Annotated in this window: 12 protein-coding genes; 6 read left to right on the forward strand and 6 right to left on the reverse strand. The window is 47.4% G+C overall.

The features are described 5' to 3' along the window. Positions 1–105 precede the first annotated feature (105 nt). Positions 106–1,446, forward strand: coding sequence for a hypothetical protein (locus ACFS25_RS09375; protein ID WP_381499118.1), 1,341 nt, complete (start codon positions 106–108; stop codon positions 1,444–1,446). 153 nt (positions 1,447–1,599) lie between these two features. On the opposite strand, the gene ACFS25_RS09380 is transcribed toward ACFS25_RS09375, so the two are convergent. Continuing rightward, positions 1,600–2,835 carry a TlpA family protein disulfide reductase gene (locus ACFS25_RS09380; protein WP_381499121.1) on the reverse strand — a complete coding sequence of 412 codons (1,236 nt, stop codon included), beginning with the start codon at positions 2,833–2,835 and terminating at the stop codon, positions 1,600–1,602. Between the two features lie 176 nt (positions 2,836–3,011). Further along, on the reverse strand, positions 3,012–4,532 hold the full coding sequence (locus ACFS25_RS09385; RefSeq protein WP_381499124.1) for a M28 family peptidase: 1,521 nt from the start codon (positions 4,530–4,532) through the stop codon (positions 3,012–3,014). Positions 4,533–4,770: 238 nt separating this feature from the next. On the opposite strand from ACFS25_RS09385, the gene ACFS25_RS09390 reads away from it, so the two are divergent. From ACFS25_RS09390 to ACFS25_RS09405, 4 genes are all read left to right on the forward strand, one after another. Next, entirely contained in the window at positions 4,771–6,324 is a 1,554-nt protein-coding gene (locus ACFS25_RS09390) for a serine hydrolase (protein ID WP_381499127.1), read from the forward strand. A gap of 45 nt (positions 6,325–6,369) precedes the next feature. After that, entirely contained in the window at positions 6,370–7,896 is a 1,527-nt protein-coding gene (locus tag ACFS25_RS09395) for a M20/M25/M40 family metallo-hydrolase (protein ID WP_381499129.1), read from the forward strand. 142 nt (positions 7,897–8,038) lie between these two features. After that, entirely contained in the window at positions 8,039–8,587 is a 549-nt protein-coding gene (locus tag ACFS25_RS09400) for a YceI family protein (protein WP_381499132.1), read from the forward strand. 187 nt (positions 8,588–8,774) lie between these two features. Beyond that, positions 8,775–10,472, forward strand: a complete 1,698-nt coding sequence (locus ACFS25_RS09405; protein WP_381499134.1) for an N-acyl-D-amino-acid deacylase family protein — start codon at positions 8,775–8,777, stop codon at positions 10,470–10,472. A 46-nt stretch (positions 10,473–10,518) separates the two neighbouring features. On the opposite strand, the gene ACFS25_RS09410 is transcribed toward ACFS25_RS09405, so the two are convergent. The 3 genes from ACFS25_RS09410 to ACFS25_RS09420 form a co-directional block, all read right to left on the reverse strand. Beyond that, complete coding sequence (locus ACFS25_RS09410) at positions 10,519–12,888, reverse strand: gliding motility-associated C-terminal domain-containing protein (protein WP_381499137.1); 2,370 nt, start codon at positions 12,886–12,888, stop codon at positions 10,519–10,521. A gap of 623 nt (positions 12,889–13,511) precedes the next feature. Continuing rightward, positions 13,512–13,922: a hypothetical protein gene (locus ACFS25_RS09415; protein ID WP_381499139.1), complete on the reverse strand. Its 411-nt coding sequence runs from the start codon at positions 13,920–13,922 to the stop codon at positions 13,512–13,514. Positions 13,923–13,942: 20 nt separating this feature from the next. Then, on the reverse strand, positions 13,943–14,206 hold the full coding sequence (locus tag ACFS25_RS09420; RefSeq protein WP_381499141.1) for a hypothetical protein: 264 nt from the start codon (positions 14,204–14,206) through the stop codon (positions 13,943–13,945). Between the two features lie 432 nt (positions 14,207–14,638). Here ACFS25_RS09420 and ACFS25_RS09425 point away from each other — a divergent pair, with 432 nt between their 5' ends. Continuing rightward, positions 14,639–17,116, forward strand: coding sequence for a glycoside hydrolase family 95 protein (locus tag ACFS25_RS09425; protein ID WP_381499144.1), 2,478 nt, complete (start codon positions 14,639–14,641; stop codon positions 17,114–17,116). 73 nt (positions 17,117–17,189) lie between these two features. Here the strand turns inward: ACFS25_RS09425 and ACFS25_RS09430 are convergent, their stop codons facing one another. Then, the gene (locus tag ACFS25_RS09430; protein WP_381499147.1) at positions 17,190–18,506 is read right to left on the reverse strand and encodes a DUF4270 family protein; all 1,317 of its coding nucleotides are present in this window, start codon (positions 18,504–18,506) and stop codon (positions 17,190–17,192) included. Positions 18,507–18,515 lie beyond the last annotated feature (9 nt).

Consider the following 18,515-nt stretch of genomic DNA (forward strand, 5'->3'; position numbering starts at 1 on the left):
AAAGCAGCTTACTTCTCGTCATATCCGGCCTGACGTTGACTATCAATTACTTGGTTAGTGAAGCCAATATTATCTTGACAGAAGCGATAAAGTAAGGTATTAATCATGAAAACGTTCATCCATAAAATCTCGGCTAAAACTCTGCTGCTTTCACTTGGGCTGTTAGTGGCAGGATGGCAACCCACTCATGCTCAAAACACAGACGCTGAGCCGCCATCAGCAAGTAGTAACGCCCAAACCATTGTTTCAGCCATTGCGCCTTATCGGGATGATGTTCGCCGGTCGGTTTTATTAGTTAGCGAGCAACCACAGATTTTGACTGGTCTGGCTCAACAGCGCGCTACTAGCCAGCAGGCATTCGGCAATCTGATTCAGTCCTATGGACAAAATAAGCAAGGCTGGTTTTATGACCTGGCCCGTTACCCCGACGTACTGCATGAACTGGCCATATTACCCGCCGGTTCTACTGAGTCGGCTGTAAAAGCAATGACTAAAAATTTGTCTGCCGATTCGCAGGAGTCGGCCTGGAAACTTTATCGTCATCACCATGATGATTTGGTGAAGGTTGATAACTTGAACCAGCAGGCACAGCAAGCGTTCGACAACCTCATCGGGCCACTGGATATTCCGACACAGCAAGCATTTCGGCAACTGCTCGATATGCCCGATGTTTTGACACAACTTACTGATCAACTGGATAAGACGGCCCAACTGGGAGAAGCCTACCGGAATAATCCTGATCAGGTAACCAAAGACTTGACTGCCTTACACGATAGTCTGATCGTACAGAATCAGCATGAAATCGCTGATTACCAGAATGAGTTAAACCAGGATCCGCAGGCAAAACAAGAGTTGCAACAGGCTGGACAAGCTTATGCTCAGGCCAACGGCTACAATACAGGTATCAACCCTAATCCTGCCTGGGTGAATAGCTCGTATTATTATCAGAATCCTTATCCCTATTGGTTTGGGTATCCATCCTGGTACACATCGGCGCTTTGGTATCCGTCTGCCTGGTGGTATGGAACCGGTTTCTATTATGGACTGGGTGGAAATATGATGGTGTTTGGATTGCCATCAATGGGATTCTCAAACTGGTTTTTCGGTGCGGGCTATTCGTCTTATCCGCACCTGTATGGCCGATTTAATAATTACTATACCCGCAACATTGGCGAGCATCGCATATTGACATCGGGAAATGCTGGCTTCATGACATCTGCCCGTCAGGCATTTGGCTCCGCTACGGGTGCTGGTCGGGGTAACTGGTTGACCAACGCCCGCCAATACAACCGACCAAACAGTTGGACCAATACAAATACAACCCGTAGCGTACCATCGGCTCGTTACCAGAATTTTAACGCAGGGGGCTATCATTCACAAGCCTGGGGCGGGGGTGGTATGCGCTCATTTGGTGGTGGCGGTGGTTTCCACGGCGGACGCCGATAAGGTTACAACTATAGACGACTTAATAAGGGCTTCCTACAGCGTGTGTGTATGCAAAAACACACGCTGTAGGAAGCCCTTAAATTATATCCCATCTAAACTATTCGCTGATTTTCTTGTAATACCCGCCTTATTAGGCAAAGTGTATCTAGCAACCTATTCATTAATTAATTTAAGGATATCCTGCCAGATGGCATCGTTTGTGCTGGGACGTTTTGCCGTTGCATCAACAACCTGTCCATTCTTATTAATCAGCATGTAGCGTGGAATACTGTCAATGCCAAAATACTGGACGGTCCGTGAATGCCAATCACCTTTCGACCAGCCTTGTTCACCCGGTAATTGAAGTACAGCGAGTGCCTTTTTCCACGCTTCTTCGTTCTCGTCTATGGATAGATAGAGAAAGACAACCTGTTCTTTTTGCTTCTTCGTCAGGCGTTCGTGGAGTTGTTTGGAAAATGGAAATTCAGCCCGACACGGCCCGCACCAACTAGCCCACACGTCGAGGTAAATAACTTTCCCTTTGAAGTCATCAAGCGTAACGGATTCGCCACTTTGATTGGCAAACGAGAATGTATTGGGGTCTATAGGTTTCTTTTTAGCGGCAACCGCCACGACGGGTTCGTCTTTTCGAGCCATCACTTCCCCACATCGGACTTTTACAGCAGCTACATAATCTGCCGAGTTGGGCAAGTTGCTAAGTATACCGAACACATCCCGAACCGACGAGGGCGTCGCCTTGTCGCAATTTTCGACCAGCGTCCGCGCCAGTGCATACTGATAGGGCTTACCCGTTAGATGCTGACGGGCAAAACTGGCCTTGTCGGTCATGCTGGTCTGGAAATCCTTAGATGTGTATTTGGCGAAATTTCGGGCCTTTGAGTTGAAGTAGGTAACGTAGAAAAACAGAAAGTTCTGGTACGATTCAGCAGGTAGAGCCGCTTCGTCGTTTACGGTCAGGTTAGTCAATTCCTCTACCATAACCGATGGAAGAGACATCAGGCTTGACTGGGCAGTTTGGGCGTTTCCCCGGATTATGGGATAAGCCAGCATCAAGTGCCAGTAGTTCCAGCGGATGCAGGCCTCGACGTACTTAGTGAACGCTGCCGAAAACTGGCTAGCCTGCGGATAACCTTTGTAGAAAGTAGACTGAGCTTTACGGGCGTCGAAAAGAGTCATTTCCCACGCATCAATGCCTATATTTTGAATCTTGGCATACTGGCTGGTTGCGTCAAAATCAGTCTTGAATTTTGCAGTAAATTCTGTTAAAAAGGTCTGTTCAGTGGTTGCCGTAAATAAAGTTTCGGGTTTTGGCCCCTGATAAATCGGCTGCGCGAATCCCTGTCGCAGCCCTACCAAAATGAGTAGGAGGATAAAACGAAAAACATTCATAAACTTTTCGGCAAGTAGTGTTTCATAGGTATTGCTGGCAAACATCATTCCAAATGGACGAAGCTGTTCAGGATTTAAATTGTGACGAGCCTCTAACGCACTGGATAACGCCACTATTAACTCATCCCATTCCTATAAAGAATCCTGAACAGCTTCTAACCGGTCATAGTAAATCCTTACCGTTCCAGTTTAAACCCTTCGTCTACCCGTACACGATTTGGCCGGTTAGCTACATCCCAGCCAGTCAGGTAAATCCAGCGGGCAATGCGCGTTACCTTGTCGGTATTGATGCGATCTGGTTCGTCTTTTGGTGTGTGATAATCAGGATGAAGCAAGCTTGTAAAAGCAATAGCGGGCACATTCGCCCGGGCGTAGGGGAGATGGTCAGATCGGAAATACCAGCCTTCAGGGTGTTCGGGCTTGTCCCAGAGGGTATCGAGTTTAAAATGCGCTTCTGACTGGTTGACCGCCAAAGCCGCATTGACCAGATCGGTTGAGTTGCGGTGCGGAGACTGCTGACCCAAAATAGCTGCGCTGTCGGGCGCGTTACGACCAATCATTTCGGCATTCAGCACAGCTACAATCGAGCCTTTCGGTACGGTTGGATGCTCCACATAATAGCGGGAACCCAATAGGCCACGCTCTTCGGCTCCGTGAAAAACAATTAGTGCCGAACGCTTGCCGGGTTTCTGAACGAAGGCCCGACCAATAGCCATTGTCGCTACGCAACCACTGGCATTGTCATCGGCACCATTCCAGATTGAGTCGCCCGCTACCGCCCGCCGAACGCCATCGTGGTCCTGGTGCGTACTGAACAAAACATATTCATTTTTGAGGGTTGGGTCTGTGCCCGGCACCTTTGCTACAATATTAACCGAAGGGTAGCTAAAGCTCTCAACGTTAACGACATTGGTAAACTGCTGGCCCGGTTGTTTAATCCATTCCAGCGCACTGGCCGGAAGCCAGACCGTAGGGGCTTGTGAAAAAACACGGGTATTCGCACCACCCGGCAAATCATAACGACCGCGTTCGAGGCCGGTTGTCCAGCGATCAAAATAAAACTGAGCTGGCGCATCTGAAACCCATAAGACCGCCAACGCACCCGCTTTCACGAGTTCGGCAGCCCGGCGGTTCATCGTGCCAAACAGAAAACGGCGGTAGCTTATATCGGCTGGTCCCGTTCCCGAAAACTCTAACGCCACTGCTTTCCCTTTCACATCGACCTTAGCCATGTCTTCGGGAGTGCCTTTGCCCACAAACACAAGTGGCGCATCGACCGACGCAATAGCCGGGGCTAGAATAAACGCATCCTGCCCGTGAGTTAGTTGGTGAGAGCCAATGTTCAACCGGCTGGTTTCGGTGATTCGGGTGCGCTGAATATGGAAAAACTGAAAGAACGTGCCATCGTCGCCAGCGGGTTGCAGGCCCATTGCCCGGAGTTGGTCCGCAATCCAGACCGATGCTTTTAGTTCGTCTATGGAGCCACCTTCACGACCTCGAAAGTGATCGCCTGCCAGCGCGAATAAATCACGTTTAATGTCACTTTCTTTAATCGCAGCTACTGCATTGTTCGCATTAGTGGTTTTAGCCGCACTGGCTTTCGATTGTCCGTATCCAGCCATTGAGGATAGGAGTAGTGGTAACAGAATCGCAACAGCCAGCCAACGCCGGAATTTCTGATTGTCAGAATAAATCATGGTTGTATTTGCAAGGAGATAATTGGAGTGCAACAAATCTACGTAGAGACACAATATATTACGTCTCCTGACCAGATGGTTTTTAGTCTCCTGCCTGGAAGATTTTGTCTTTTGGCTGGATTCTGATTATTGATTGTGAGAAGAAGGGATTTCTGATGCGCACAAGACGTAAAGTATTGCGTCTTTGCGGGGATGTCCAAACGATAAAACACTATCTTGGAGGGGTAAAATCCCTCGTATGAAAAATAATCTCCTCCTTTTTGCGCTACTGCTTACTGTTTGTATCTCTCATTCTCTTTTTGCCCAATCTAAGAAGACCACCTCTGACCCTGTCGCCCGGTATGATGCGTATGCGCAACAGGCCGTTCGGGAATGGAAGGTGCCGGGTTTAACCGTGACAGTTGTGAAAGATGGGAAAGTAGTATTCAAGAAAGGGTACGGCGTTCGGGTACTTGGCCAGCCTGAAACGGTTGATACAAAAACCCTCTTTGCAATGGCTTCGACGACAAAGGCCATGACCGCGGCCTGCCTTGGAATGATGGTAGACGAGGGAAAACTACGCTGGGATGACCCTGTTACGAATTATCTGCCCGATTTTCAATTGTACGATCCTGCGGTTACGCGAGAACTGCGGGTACGTGACTTGTTGATCCATAACACCGGGGTTGGTAACGCCGATGTGCTTTGGGCCGCGATGCAAGTAACGCCTGACGAAATTCTGCATCGGGTGCGACTTGTGAAACCGTCGTATTCCTTGCGGTCAAGTTTCATTTATCAGAACATTATGTATTTAGCGGCTGGCAAAGTGCTTGAGAAAGTTAGCGGAATGCCGTGGGATGTCTTTATTCGTACCCGCATTTTCGACCCGCTTGGTATGAGCCGAACAAGAGCACACTTTGCTGATGTGACGGACCCTAACCGCGCCAAGCCGCACGTTGAACGTAACGATACAATTCGGGCTGTTAACAGCCTGAAAGAAGAAGGATTGGTTGATGCCGTTGGTCCAGCCGGGTCGGTGTGGACGTGCCCCGACGATGTTACGGCCTGGATGATATGTATGCTTGACAGCGGACGCTATAACGGTAAAGTTCTGCTAAAACCCGCTACTTGGGCGGAGTTATTCAAACCACAAACACTGGTGACCGATAGCGAATTCTATCCAACTCAGCAACTCACTAAACCCGTCTGGAAGACGTACGGACTTGGTTGGTTTCAGCAGGATTACCGGGGGCATCGAATTAATTTTCATACAGGAAGCTTAACCGGGATGGTCGCTATTCATGGGCAATTGCCCGATCAGAAACTAGCCGTATATGTGCAGGGTAACCTCGATCATGCCGAACTGCGTCATGCACTGATGTTGCGGGCGTTCGATGAATTTGGCCTGGGCCTGAGCCGCGACTGGAGCGCAGAATTTCAGAAACTCTACGGTGGAATAAAGCAAAAGGGAAAACTAGCCGAGCGCAAAGCCGATAGTACACGCGTGCTAAACACAAAACCATCACTACCGCTAACGGCTTATGTGGGTTCCTACACCGACCCGCTCTATGGCAAGGCCGATGTGACATTGCGAGACGGCAAACTTTACACATCGCTCAATAATGTAATGACGGGTTATCTGGATCACTGGAATTTCGACACGTTTCGACTAACCTACGATCAATTCTGGAACGGTAAAGAGCCGGTCAGTTTTGTGCTCAACACCCAGGGTAAAGTGGCCAAACTAACTATTTCTGGTCTTGAACTGGCCAAAGCCCCAGAAGGGCTGAGTAACGGCACCACAGAACGGTAAACAAGGCAATCTTAATCTAGTATACAACCCAATTAAATATTTATTATGTCTGTGAAATATAGCCTTTTTTTAGCGTTTGTTATCACTTTTTCAGCCAACGCTCAGTCTACTCAACAACGCGTTCGAGAGTACCGTCAGACTCAGGAAACGGCCTTAATGGATGAGTATAGAGAGTTCCTGTCCATTCCAAACGTCTCGTCAGATTCAGTTGATATCCGGAAAAATGCGGCCTTTATCCTACAGATGATGAAGAAACGGGGTATTTCGGGAACACTGCTCAACGGGCCTACTCCGGGTACTACGCCCGCTGTATTTGGTGAAGTTAGGGTGCCGGGTGCGAAGAAGACCCTTGTTTTTTATGCTCATTATGATGGTCAGCCTGTCAATCCTAAACAATGGGCTGAGGGGTTACAACCCTTTGTACCTGTTTTTATCACGGCTCCTGCTGAACAGGGAGGTAAAATCGTGACAACCTATAAATCGGGTGACCCAATTGATCCAGCCTGGCGACTTTCGGGGCGGGGTAGTGCAGACGATAAAGCGGGTGTAATGACTATTCTGAATGCTTACGATGCGCTGGTAAAGAGCAAAATTGCCCTTACGTCTAACCTGAAATTTTTCTTCGAAGGCGAAGAGGAAGTTGGTTCTACGCACCTGGGAGAGATTTTCGATAAACACCGCGATAAATTGGCCAGCGACCTCTGGATTATTGCCGATGGGCCTCGTCACATATCGGGAAAACGCGTCGTGCAATTCGGGGTTCGGGGCGATGTAAATGTGAACTTGACTGTCTATGGACCAAAACGTCCGCTTCACAGTGGTAATTATGGTAACTGGGCACCTAACCCGGCTATGCGTTTGGTGAAACTGCTGGCCAGCATGAAAGATGATAATGATCAAGTTATTATTAAGGGCTTTTATGATGATGTGGTGCCGCTGACGGCCAGCGAAAAACAGGCTTTGGCTAAAGTGCCGAATATGGAAGCGGCTCTAAAAAAGGAATTAGGCATTGCCCAACCCGATGGCAATGGTATGCCGTTTGTGGAGTTGCTGATGCGCCCCACGTTGAACATCAATGGCATTCAAAGTGCAAATGTCGGAGCAATGGCCGGCAATATTATTCCAACTAAAGCGGAAGCCGTGCTCGATTTGCGACTCGTTCGCGGGAATGACGCGACGCGACAGATCGGGCGCGTTACTGACCATATACGTGCTCAGGGATACCATGTTCTCGACCATGAGCCTACCGATGCCGAACGGCAGCAGTATCCGAAACTTATTAAAATCAGTACTGGACACGGCTACAATGCACAGCGGACTCCCATGGATTTGCCTATTGCTCAGGAAGTTATTGCCGCTGTGCAAACAACCAGTCCTGATCCTATCGTGTTATCGCCCTCGTCGGGTGGTAGTTTGCCGCTGTACCTTTTCGATAAGGTGCTGAGTGCCAATGTAGTGTCGGTGCCTGTTGTTAATTATGACAATAATCAGCATGCTGAAAATGAGAACGTTAAGGTTCAGTATCTCTGGGACGGTATCGAGATAATGGCTGCAATTATGCTCATAAAGTAATTCCTAAAAGCGGCCAATTCAGGCAGAAAACGTATCTGACGAAAAAAAATTAATTATATAATGCAGGTAGTGAAACAATTCACTGCAATTAAATGTATATACATCAAATACTTTTACACGTAATAAGAAAATTCTTAAACCAATGGAAACGCAACAAACAACAGCAACTGCCTGGGCTATTGACCCTACACACTCTGAAGTACAGTTTAAAGTAAAGCACCTTGTTATTTCGACCGTAACGGGTTCGTTCGGTCAGTACGAAGGGCACGTAGAGACTGTAGGTGATGATTTTGATGGAGCTAAAATCTCGTTTTCGGCAGATATAAGCAGCATCAGTACGGGCAACGAACAGCGTGATGGTCACCTGAAATCGGTTGAGTTCTTTGATGCTGAACAATTTCCAAAATTAATGTTTGTATCAACATCGATGACGAAAACGGGCGATGAATCCTATTCGGTCACGGGTGATCTGACGCTTCACGGCGTTACAAAGCCGGTAACGTTAAAGGTTGAATACGGCGGTCAGATGCAGGATTTTTACGGACAGACCAAAGCTGGTTTTGAAGCCACGGGCACAATCAAGCGTAAAGAGTTTGGCCTGACCTGGGATGGAGTAACCGAAGCCGGTGGCGTTGTTGTTAGTGACGATGTTAAATTGGTATTGAATATTCAACTGACGAAGCAAGCCTAATTTATGGCTTAGATTCCAGAAGCAGTAACTATACTATTCCGGTACGGACTGAATTAATTCAGTCCGTACCGGAATTTGTTTTTATAGACGAAATTATTGGCTCTAACCAATAAAATAAAGAATCAATTGTCAGACAATCAGGTGTTTTGCTACCCAAATGCTACCTTGGATTACCAAACAACCTACCATGCGATTTATACTTCTCCTTGCCTTAATTATGGCCAGTCTGGGCCACTCATTTGCACAGCCGGTTAAAACGGCAGGCACCCATTTCGACATACTTATCCGTAATGGGTTGATTTACGATGGCTCAGGGCAACCGCCCCAGCCGGGTGACGTAGGCATTCGGGGTGATCGCGTGGTTGCGGTTGGCAAATTGACCAATGCAACAGCCACAACTATTATTGATGCAAAGGGTAAGGCTGTAGCGCCTGGGTTTATTAATGTACTGTCGCACACCGGGTTAGAACTCTTACGCGATGGTCATTCGATGAGCGACATTAAACAGGGGGTTACGACTGAAGTATTCGGTGAAATTTCGTGGGGACCCGTTAATACTGACGCCATGCGGCAGCAAGTCAATCTGTCTCTGAAACCGTATAACATGACCTGCAACTGGACGACGCTGGCCGATTTTATGGTCAAGTTGCAGCAAAAAGGAATTACGCCTAACATCGCGTCGTACCTCGGTGCTGGGCAGGTTCGGGAGAGTCTGCTGGGCGAAGCCAACGTAAAACCAACACCCGCACAGTTGAATCAGATGCGGGCGATTGTTCGTAAGGCAATGCAAGAAGGTGCTCTGGGCATCACTACGGCGCTCATTTATCCACCTAATACCTTCGCTGATACCGACGAACTCATTGCCCTTTGTAAAGAAGCCGGGCGTTACGGTGGTCGCTATATTGCCCACATTCGCAGTGAAGGAGATCGTCTCGAAGAGGGGGTGAAGGAGTTGCTCAAGATTGGGCGGGAAGCTGGTGTTCCCGTTGAATTATATCATTTTAAGGCGTCGGGACAGCGGAACTGGCCAAGAATGGAGTCGACTATTACGCTGATTAACAACGCTCGCAAGCAGGGACAGAACGTAACCGCTGACATGTATACTTATACTGCCGGGGCCACGGGTCTAACATCCTGCCTGCCGCCCTATCTGTTCAATGGTGGGTTTATGGCGGGCTGGAAACGACTGCAAGATCCTGCTACACGCCAAAAACTAGCCGCTGAAGTTCGGCAAAGTGGAAAGGACTGGGAAAACATGTTTCAATTAGCGGGCTCAACCGACAATATCCTGCTAACGGCTTTTGAAGCTGATTCCCTAAAAAAATACAATGGAAAAACACTTGGGCAGATAGCTGCGATCTGGCATAAAGATCCTATTGAAACGGTTATGGATTTGATCGTAGCTGATAAAAGCCGCGTTGAGACAACGTATTTTCTGATGTCAGAAGAGAACGTAAAAAAAGGCATAAGTCAGCCTTGGGTGTCCTTTGGCTCCGATGCTCCTTCTATTCCGGTTGATCTTAAAGACGTTGGTGTCGTTCACCCCCGCACGTTCGGCAACTTTGCCCGGTTGCTTGGTAAGTACGTTCGTGATGAGCACGTTATGTCGCTTGAAGAAGCCATTCGCCGGTTGACGAGTCTGCCTGCCACCAACCATAAGTTACCGAATCGGGGGTTGTTACGCGCCGGTTATTTCGCTGATGTAGTCATATTCGACCCGGCTATTATTGCGGACAAAGCTACATTCGCCGATCCGTTTCAATACGCAGTGGGTGTTCAACACGTGCTTGTTAACGGCAAACTTGTGTTGAAAGATGGTGAACATACCAATGTGTTTCCGGGTCGGGCCATCTGGGGGCCTGGTCGCAAGAGCCGCACGCTGTAAAGAGACGAGCGGTTATATAGTACTAACGCACAGTAAGATTCTGAAACTACCGTATCAGCACTAATTGACCTCGTATGGGAGGCTTTTTAGGTATGGTATCAAGTGAGTAGGCGTATACACCAGATGGCAGGGAGGTTCCGTTTAGCGTTCCGTCGAATGGATTTGTATAGCCCTTGCCGGACGAATAAATAACTTCTCCCCAACGGTTAAAAACCGTCACAATAGCATCGGGGAAGGCTTCGATTCCAGGCAACTCCCAAACGTCATTCAGGCCATCACCATTGGGCGAGAACGCATCTGGAACCCACACGCGCGCGTAAACTTTGATATGAATCGTGTCATTTACTTCACAGCCAGTACTGTTTTTTACATCCAGCGTATAGGTAATATCATCGGCAATGGCGGTTATCAACGGGTTAGCTACATTGGCATTGTCTAAATACCTGGAGCTTACCCACTGAAACTGAGTTGGATTGCCGGTGTACACCGGATTCAGCGAAAACGTATTTCCTTTATAAGTTGTCAGGGAATCGACTAGTTTAATGGTTGGTATGGGGGCCACAACGGCTAGGCGAGTGGCTACCACTCCTGCGCATTCGGGAGATGCTTTTACCGTGTAGGTTACAGCGTAATCCCCTACGCCAGCCAGCCTCGGACTAAATATGTTGCCAACAACACCTGTACCGGCAAATTGGCCCCCCAATGGGCTGCCAGTTAGTATATGTGCCAACCCATCTATACCACAAACACCCGGAATTGAATCAAGGCTAACACTAATAGGCGCTAGTTGAGTTATAGCAACCGGGTCTGATGTGCCTTCACAACCATATATGTCAGTGGCCGTTACGCTATAGATTCCAGCCGTTTTTACGACAAACTTCGACCCACTATTGCCAACGTTCGTTCCGTCTTTTTGCCAGCGATAACTTAGTCCGCCACTGCCAAGTAAGGGGAGAGAATCTTGAGGACAAATTCGATTGAAACCTGAAGACGACTTAATAGTGGCCACTACCGTGGGCGACCGATCAAGTATTGCCGTGTCGGTACGAACTTTGCATCCCAACGTAGTATAGGTCAGAATAGCCCAATAATGACCTGCCTGAGTAGCCCGAAGCGAATCCGTTGTCTGACCCGTCAATACTCTATTATCCTGATACCACTGGTAGGTAACGTCCGGGTCGCCCGTCGCGGTTATTTTTATAGAACCAGTTGTTGCGCATAGATGCCCGGTAGCGGAGACACTGGCGCTACTACCAATTACATTTATACTCAGAACCTCTGAATTGCCCGCTTTACTGCATGTCGTTTTTTGCGAAACAATTACAGTATATTGACCAGATTCCCGCACTGCTAGTGACGAACTGGTTGCTCCGCTAATATTAATGTCATTTCGGCGCCATTGATAATTCCAATTGGCATTTGCGGCTGCCGTCAGAATGGCCGAATCGCCCTGACAGATCGTGGTCGTTGGGTTTTTAGGCCGGTTCTTAATCTGCACGGCTGGATCTGGCGTAGTTTGGGGTGGGCAATCAACAACCAGAAATTGAAAATCTCGCCTTACTTCACCAATTTTCACACCATTACGGTATTCTTCTACTTTCACCGCAAATACAAATAAGCCCAACTGGGTTGCGGTTACTGACAGCTGTCCCGTCTGGGCATCTATACTCAGCGTAGGACTACCCGGAATGGCATTGTCGGCACCAAATCCTGATGCCCAGCTTACGTCTGGGTAGGGAGCCGGTGAAACTGCATTTTGTCCACCATTTTGACCGGTTGCACCTTTTTGATTGAGGGGTGTAACCATGGAGTACCGCAGTTCGTCGCCGTCGGGATCGGTGCCGCCGAAAGGAAAGGTAAAAGGGTCTCCTATACAAACGTATTCGCCGTTTATTGAACCAAAATGGGGCGATGAATTTGGGAATAACTGACTGTTTTGCAACAGGGCAGGAAACTCAAGGTAGAATGTATAACCCGTTTGAATGGGATTAACTATGTTGTTGATACCGCCGTTTCGGTTGCGTGTCTGATAAGATATATAATAGCCCTGAACATCATCGTAATCAGCAGGTGTAAGCTGAATGTCAGCCTCAAACGTGGCGACGATAAACTTCAGATTACGCTGTTCAGCGCAAAATTCATTGGCGTAGATTACCGGTTGCCGTTGCCCGGTTTCACGGGTTGTAAACCTCATCATCAGCACATTATCGCTTTTTCGGAATATACCCAGTGTGCCACCAGCCTGACGATCGGCACTCGCACCACTTTCTAAATATTGCGCAACAATGATGCGATAATGCCCCGGTACATCACCAACCGCCCGCATCTCCAACTGTCCACCAACCTGATGGGTAGCTTTTGATGTAAAGGGCAATCCCATGGCGAGAAGCCAGCTTAGAAGCGTAAATATGCGCATAAACAAGTCGTTCTAAATCGTCTGTTCATTCAACTGGGTACGACTGACTGCTTTGCGTATTTCTTAGGAGCGAAATTAAATTCTCGTTGATAAACGGCTAACATCTTGTTTAGTGATAGTGCTGAGCGAACTATTATTCTTTAATCAAAGAAAATACAAGCTTAAATATACGCATACAGCAAGTGATAAATATTGCTACTTGATCGACTTACAGGCGAAATTGATTTTATATAATAGATGCGCCTATAAGACAAAGATGTTCCTTTAACCGAACAGTATTACTTAGGTAAAACGGCGTCGGGTGTAGTCTGATGATAGAATAAATAACTAATTGATTTTCATTTAGTTGATATCATTTTAAAGGCCAGTCATTACTTGATTTCCAGATGTCACATGGCTTTTTAAGGCCGCGAGTGCGCAGTATGAATAAGCTATTTAGTGTCCTCAGTTTCAGACCGGTATTTGACAATACGTCAGACGGACAGCATCCGTTGCAGAGAAGATACAATGGGTGCGGAAGCTATTTTACTGGTAGGTCAGGGTATCTTCTTTACCAGATTTAACCCCAATAGCTGATGAAGCCCTTTCAGTCTTCCCTATACAAAGGGCAATGGCCGCAGAGTTTATGAATTATGTAAAACCCATTGTCGGCTGTCATTGTCATCAATAAAATAGCGGCATGTCAATCCATCATTCATCGTGGTTGATGCTCTGAGTATCAAGTCTGCTCCCAATTTGGAAAACTGGTTAAGATCATTCAGGATAATAGCTATTCGAGCTTGTCGAAGTAAGCCGGGGTTGGCCTGTGGCAACCATTGTCGTATAAACCAATGTATGTCCATTGGATTAAATAGACGCAACTGTCTCAAATCAATTAACCATCGTTTCACCTGATGGCGTTTGGCCAAAGCCATTGTAGCCAACGATCCATCCCGGAAGTTTTCGCTGGTTGGTAATCCCGTCCATGTTTGCTGCAACAGATGTACACTGCAATCGACACTAACCGTAATGTGTTCATTCTGGTAGGTTTTCATAGGCTCGAAAAAGCAAGGAATTACTGGATTTGTGCAGATACGCCTGTGTCTGTTTGCCCTAAATAAGCTCGTTGTAATTCAGCTTCGGCGAAGCGGTAAGCATACATGAATTTGTCGTTTTCCTGCTGAATGATACCCATATCTTCGAGTTTCACAACATTGTTCCAGATACGTTGCAGGCTTCCGTAAAAATCGTCTTCAGACTGCGATAGCAAAACCTGTAGTGTTGAAGCAGTCGCAAGAGTAGGCTGAGTAACTTCGGTTGGCATGAGTGTACGATTCATCTTCTGGCTTATTCAGTTTATCCGCTGTTTCACGGGTTAAGAAGGTAACGTACAGGTAGGGCATCGTACTATTGAGTTTTGTGGCAAATGGGCTTGCCAGACTGTTTTTTAAGCTCTTTTAACGCGGATTACAGACAAATTCTACGGCTTCCTATGGCTTGTCATATGCCTTGTATAGTGTATGTAAAGACTAAACAGGACGTAATAAGAGCGTTAAAGCTGTATTGCACTTGTTAATATAATTACGTGAGCCATTGCCGATTCGTTGCGCATAGGTAGTCACTTCAATTTTTTCTCTATACGCAAAACGGCCAGTTGTCATAAATTTTAGAGGATGTTTTTGTGATAAAACCAGTGATCTTTGCTTTCTTATAATGTCGGCCAATTAGTTGATGTTGCCCTATTTTTGCCTAAAAATCACCTTATCTACCTATGAACCAAAACCGCTGGTTGTTTCTGTTTCTTGCTTTTTCTACGCCTTCACTGGCCCAACCGAATTTAAAACTGTGGTACAACCAACCGGCTGCTGTCTGGACCGAGGCTTTACCCGTTGGCAACGGCCGCATTGGGGCCATGGTTTTTGGCAATGTAGATAACGAATTAATTCAACTCAACGAGAGTACACTCTGGTCGGGCGGTCCGGTTAGTGGAAATGTCAACCCTGAATCGCCTACCTATCTGCCTAAAGTCAGGCAGGCATTGGCGCAGGAAAACTACAAGCAGGCCGTGGATTTGGTCAAACATATGCAGGGATTGTATACCCAATCTTACATGCCGTTGGGTGACCTATTGCTGAAACAGAATTTTAAAGGAGCAAGCCCGTCGGCCTATTATCGGGATTTAGATATTCAGAAAGCGTTGGCTACCACTCGGTTTACGGTGAATGGCGTAGTCTATAAACGGGAGATATTTACGTCTGCGCCCGACCGGGTTATGGTTATTCGACTGACTGCCAGTAAACCCGGTCAGCTTACTTTTGATGTGTCAACCAGCAGCCAGCTACAGTTCCAGAATAGCGGCACTGGAAAAGATGAATGGATTATGAAAGGCAAAGCACCCACGCAGGTCGATCCTAACTATTATAATGCCAAAGATCGGCAGCCTATCATCTACGAAGATACGACCGGCTGCAAGGGTATGCGGTTTCAACTACGCTTAAAGGCTCTCAATAAAGGTGGAACTGTGCAAACCGACAAGGCCGGGATTCACGTCCGCAATGCGTCGGAAGTGCTGCTGTTGGTAGCAGCAACTACGAGTTTCAACGGGTATGACAAATGCCCTGACAAAGACGGGAAAGATGAAAACAAGCTGGCTGAAGATATTATCAGTCGGGTAATTGGTACGGATTATCAAGCCTTGCTGAACCGACACATGGCTGATTATCAGTTGTATTTTAATCGGTTCTCGTTCCAGTTGACCGATTCTACTGCCAACAATGCCAACGCAGCCTTACCTTCTGACAAACGCTTGCAGGGTTATAGTGACGGCGCGTATGACCCTGGTATTGAAACGCTTTATTGCCAATATGGTCGGTATCTGCTGATTTCCAGCTCCCGCGTGCCAAATGTACCCGCCAATCTCCAAGGTATCTGGAATAAAGAAGTACGGGCACCCTGGAGTTCCAACTACACGATCAACATCAATACTCAAATGAACTACTGGCCGGTTGAGGTTACGAACCTTTCCGAATTGCACCAGCCGTTATTGAGTTTTATTGGGGAACTGGCAAAAACCGGTGCTGTAACGGCGAAGGAGTTTTATAACATGAAGGGCTGGGTGGCGCATCATAACACCGACATTTGGGCCATCTCTAATCCGGTGGGTGATCGTGGGCAGGGCGATCCTAAATGGGCCAACTGGAATCAGGGGGCGGGTTGGTTATGTCAGCACCTGTGGGAGCACTATCGATTTACGGGAGACAAGAAATTTCTGAAGGAAAGTGCCTATCCCATCATGAAAGGAGCAGCCCAGTTTTATTTAGACTGGCTTGTAGCAGACAAAGACGGCTACTTAGTTGTGTCTCCGTCGGTATCGCCGGAGAATGATTTTATTGACGCAAAAGGCCAGCCTTCATCCATTTCGGTAGCGACTACAATGGATATGTCGATCATGTGGGATTTGTTTACTAACCTGATCGATGCGTCTACAGCCTTACAAATTGAGCCTGAATTTCGTCAGTTGCTCATCGAAAAAAGAAAGCAGTTTTACCCATTGCACATCGGTCATAAAGGAAATCTTCAGGAATGGAATAAGGACTGGGAAGATGTGGACCCGCAACACCGGCATGTTTCACATCTGTTTGGCTTACACCCCGGTCGGCAAATCTCCCCCGTCACGACCCCAGCTTTTGCGGCTGCGGCCAAGAAAACACTGGAACTTCGGGGCGATGCCGGAACGGGTTGGAGTCGGGCCTGGAAAATCAATTTTTGGGCTCGGTTGCTGGACGGTAATCATGCCTACGTACTCTTACGGGAATTATTGAAATACACTGGCCAAACCGCAACAAGCTATGTGAATAAAGGCGGGGGCGGTACTTATCCTAACTTCTTCGATGCCCATCCACCATTTCAGATTGATGGCAATTTTGGTGGTACGGCGGGCATGGCTGAAATGTTGATTCAAAGTCACCTAAATGATATCCACCTATTAGCGGCTTTGCCGGATGCCTGGAAAGAAGGTCGGGTAAGTGGCTTAAAAGCACGGGGTGGTTTCGAGGTGGCGATGCAGTGGAAGAACCGTCTACTAACTTCTGCTAGTGTCAAATCACTGAATGGCGAACCTTGCAAAATTAGAACTAGCCGACCTATACGCGTACAGGGGGCAAAATCGGAGTCAACAGCAACCGATTTGGGCTATGTAACGTCGTTTAGTACCCAAAAGGGGGCAATTTATACCTTAACAGGCTTATAAAACAGAAAGGGGGTGGTGTCAGATTTGAGAATCTGACACCACCCCCTTTCTGTGTTGCATCCTAATTATTATCTTACGTCCCTGAGGTCATAAACAGTTTTAACTGTACCTGGTCGTTAGGCCGTAGTTGGTCACCAAGCGTTACACGCTGTAGTAATGATTTCACCGTAAACCCAGTGGATGAACTGGGAATTGTTAGCAAAAGCGGCTGGCTCAAGGCTTTTTTCTTGATAATCTGGCCGATATAATACGTTAAATCAATGGTATAAGCATCATTCAATAACAACGCTGTCCTATCAATAGAATAGCCTGCTCCAGCTACATCACTGCCAGTTGTACCTCCAGGTATCGTAGCGATAAGCTCATTTTGATTATTGGTCTGGTAGAGTTGCAGTCCCACCGGGGGCGGATTATTATCGAGTAAATCGCGCCGAACGGGACTAATAATCAGAAGCGCTCTGTTTAAATCGGCGAACGTCTCTGGCCGGAAAAAACCATTCAGATACGGAAATTCTATACGAGTTTGAAGCCCGGCTCCCACCGATACAAATGTAGTCCTATCAGTCAGGCGGCTACTAACCGCATCAGAACGGTTTTTCAGGGCACTTAATGGCGTGCCGGTCCGGTCGTTTTGTAGTTTTGTAAAGTGCAGCGACGTAATCGGAAACAAGAGTGTTGCCGCCGTCTTGTTGACATCCGTATCATGGTAATAGAGCCGCATACCACTTACCGTAGGGCTGGTTGTGAACCCAACAAATGTATTGGCCGTTGATTTACTGATAAAGGCAAACCCCGCCAAAAAATCATTCAACGTGATGTTATCCGCAATCTCCCCGCTGATAAGTTTGTCGTATAAGCCCTGGGCCAGATCAGTTGGCACACGCATCTGGACCAGACGGGTACCACTTAATTGGTGGGGAACAAATGTATTCTGCATGAGTGGCTTAGTATCATAGCCAATCGTACTGGTGCTGTAGTAGACCTGAGCAGGCATCGGTTTACTCAGGCGGTAAACGCTCATATCAAAAGCCGAGGTCGTGTCGCCATACGTAAATGAATAACCTAACTCCAACACTAAAGAGTCTAACCGCAGGTTTGTCTGCGAGACCAATGAATTTCCTGGGTAATCGAGTGCCGCAAAACTTTGGGCACTTTGTTTGCCAACTTGCGCGTCATTCCAGTAGCCAACGGCTATGTTGGCATCGCCCGATGTCAAGAACGAGTCAGTCCGCATAACCGTCGATGTCTGAATCGTTACCGAATCAACAGACTGAACTGTTAACTCCTGCGGATTTATAACAGACTGTCCCACATTGAGATCGCCCGATTGGCAAGCAAATAGCACTATACCGGCCAGCCAAAGCAAACCGGCGTACCAGAGAGTACGCATAAGCAAATA

The sequence above is a fragment of the Spirosoma flavum genome, assembly GCF_042686045.1.
In the GTDB taxonomy this organism is placed as follows: Bacteria; Bacteroidota; Bacteroidia; order Cytophagales; family Spirosomataceae; genus Spirosoma; species Spirosoma flavum.

Excerpts from the sequence above, each read along its gene's own strand:
- ACFS25_RS09375 (WP_381499118.1), top strand. The coding sequence starts at position 106 with ATGAAAACGTTCATCCATAAAATCTCGGCTAAAACTCTGCTGCTTTCA.
- ACFS25_RS09380 (WP_381499121.1), bottom strand. The coding sequence starts at position 2,835 with ATGAATGTTTTTCGTTTTATCCTCCTACTCATTTTGGTAGGGCTGCGA.
- ACFS25_RS09385 (WP_381499124.1), bottom strand. The coding sequence starts at position 4,532 with ATGATTTATTCTGACAATCAGAAATTCCGGCGTTGGCTGGCTGTTGCG.
- ACFS25_RS09390 (WP_381499127.1), top strand. The coding sequence starts at position 4,771 with ATGAAAAATAATCTCCTCCTTTTTGCGCTACTGCTTACTGTTTGTATC.
- ACFS25_RS09395 (WP_381499129.1), top strand. The coding sequence starts at position 6,370 with ATGTCTGTGAAATATAGCCTTTTTTTAGCGTTTGTTATCACTTTTTCA.
- ACFS25_RS09400 (WP_381499132.1), top strand. The coding sequence starts at position 8,039 with ATGGAAACGCAACAAACAACAGCAACTGCCTGGGCTATTGACCCTACA.
- ACFS25_RS09405 (WP_381499134.1), top strand. The coding sequence starts at position 8,775 with ATGCGATTTATACTTCTCCTTGCCTTAATTATGGCCAGTCTGGGCCAC.
- ACFS25_RS09410 (WP_381499137.1), bottom strand. The coding sequence starts at position 12,888 with ATGCGCATATTTACGCTTCTAAGCTGGCTTCTCGCCATGGGATTGCCC.
- ACFS25_RS09415 (WP_381499139.1), bottom strand. The coding sequence starts at position 13,922 with ATGAAAACCTACCAGAATGAACACATTACGGTTAGTGTCGATTGCAGT.
- ACFS25_RS09420 (WP_381499141.1), bottom strand. The coding sequence starts at position 14,206 with ATGAATCGTACACTCATGCCAACCGAAGTTACTCAGCCTACTCTTGCG.
- ACFS25_RS09425 (WP_381499144.1), top strand. The coding sequence starts at position 14,639 with ATGAACCAAAACCGCTGGTTGTTTCTGTTTCTTGCTTTTTCTACGCCT.
- ACFS25_RS09430 (WP_381499147.1), bottom strand. The coding sequence starts at position 18,506 with ATGCGTACTCTCTGGTACGCCGGTTTGCTTTGGCTGGCCGGTATAGTG.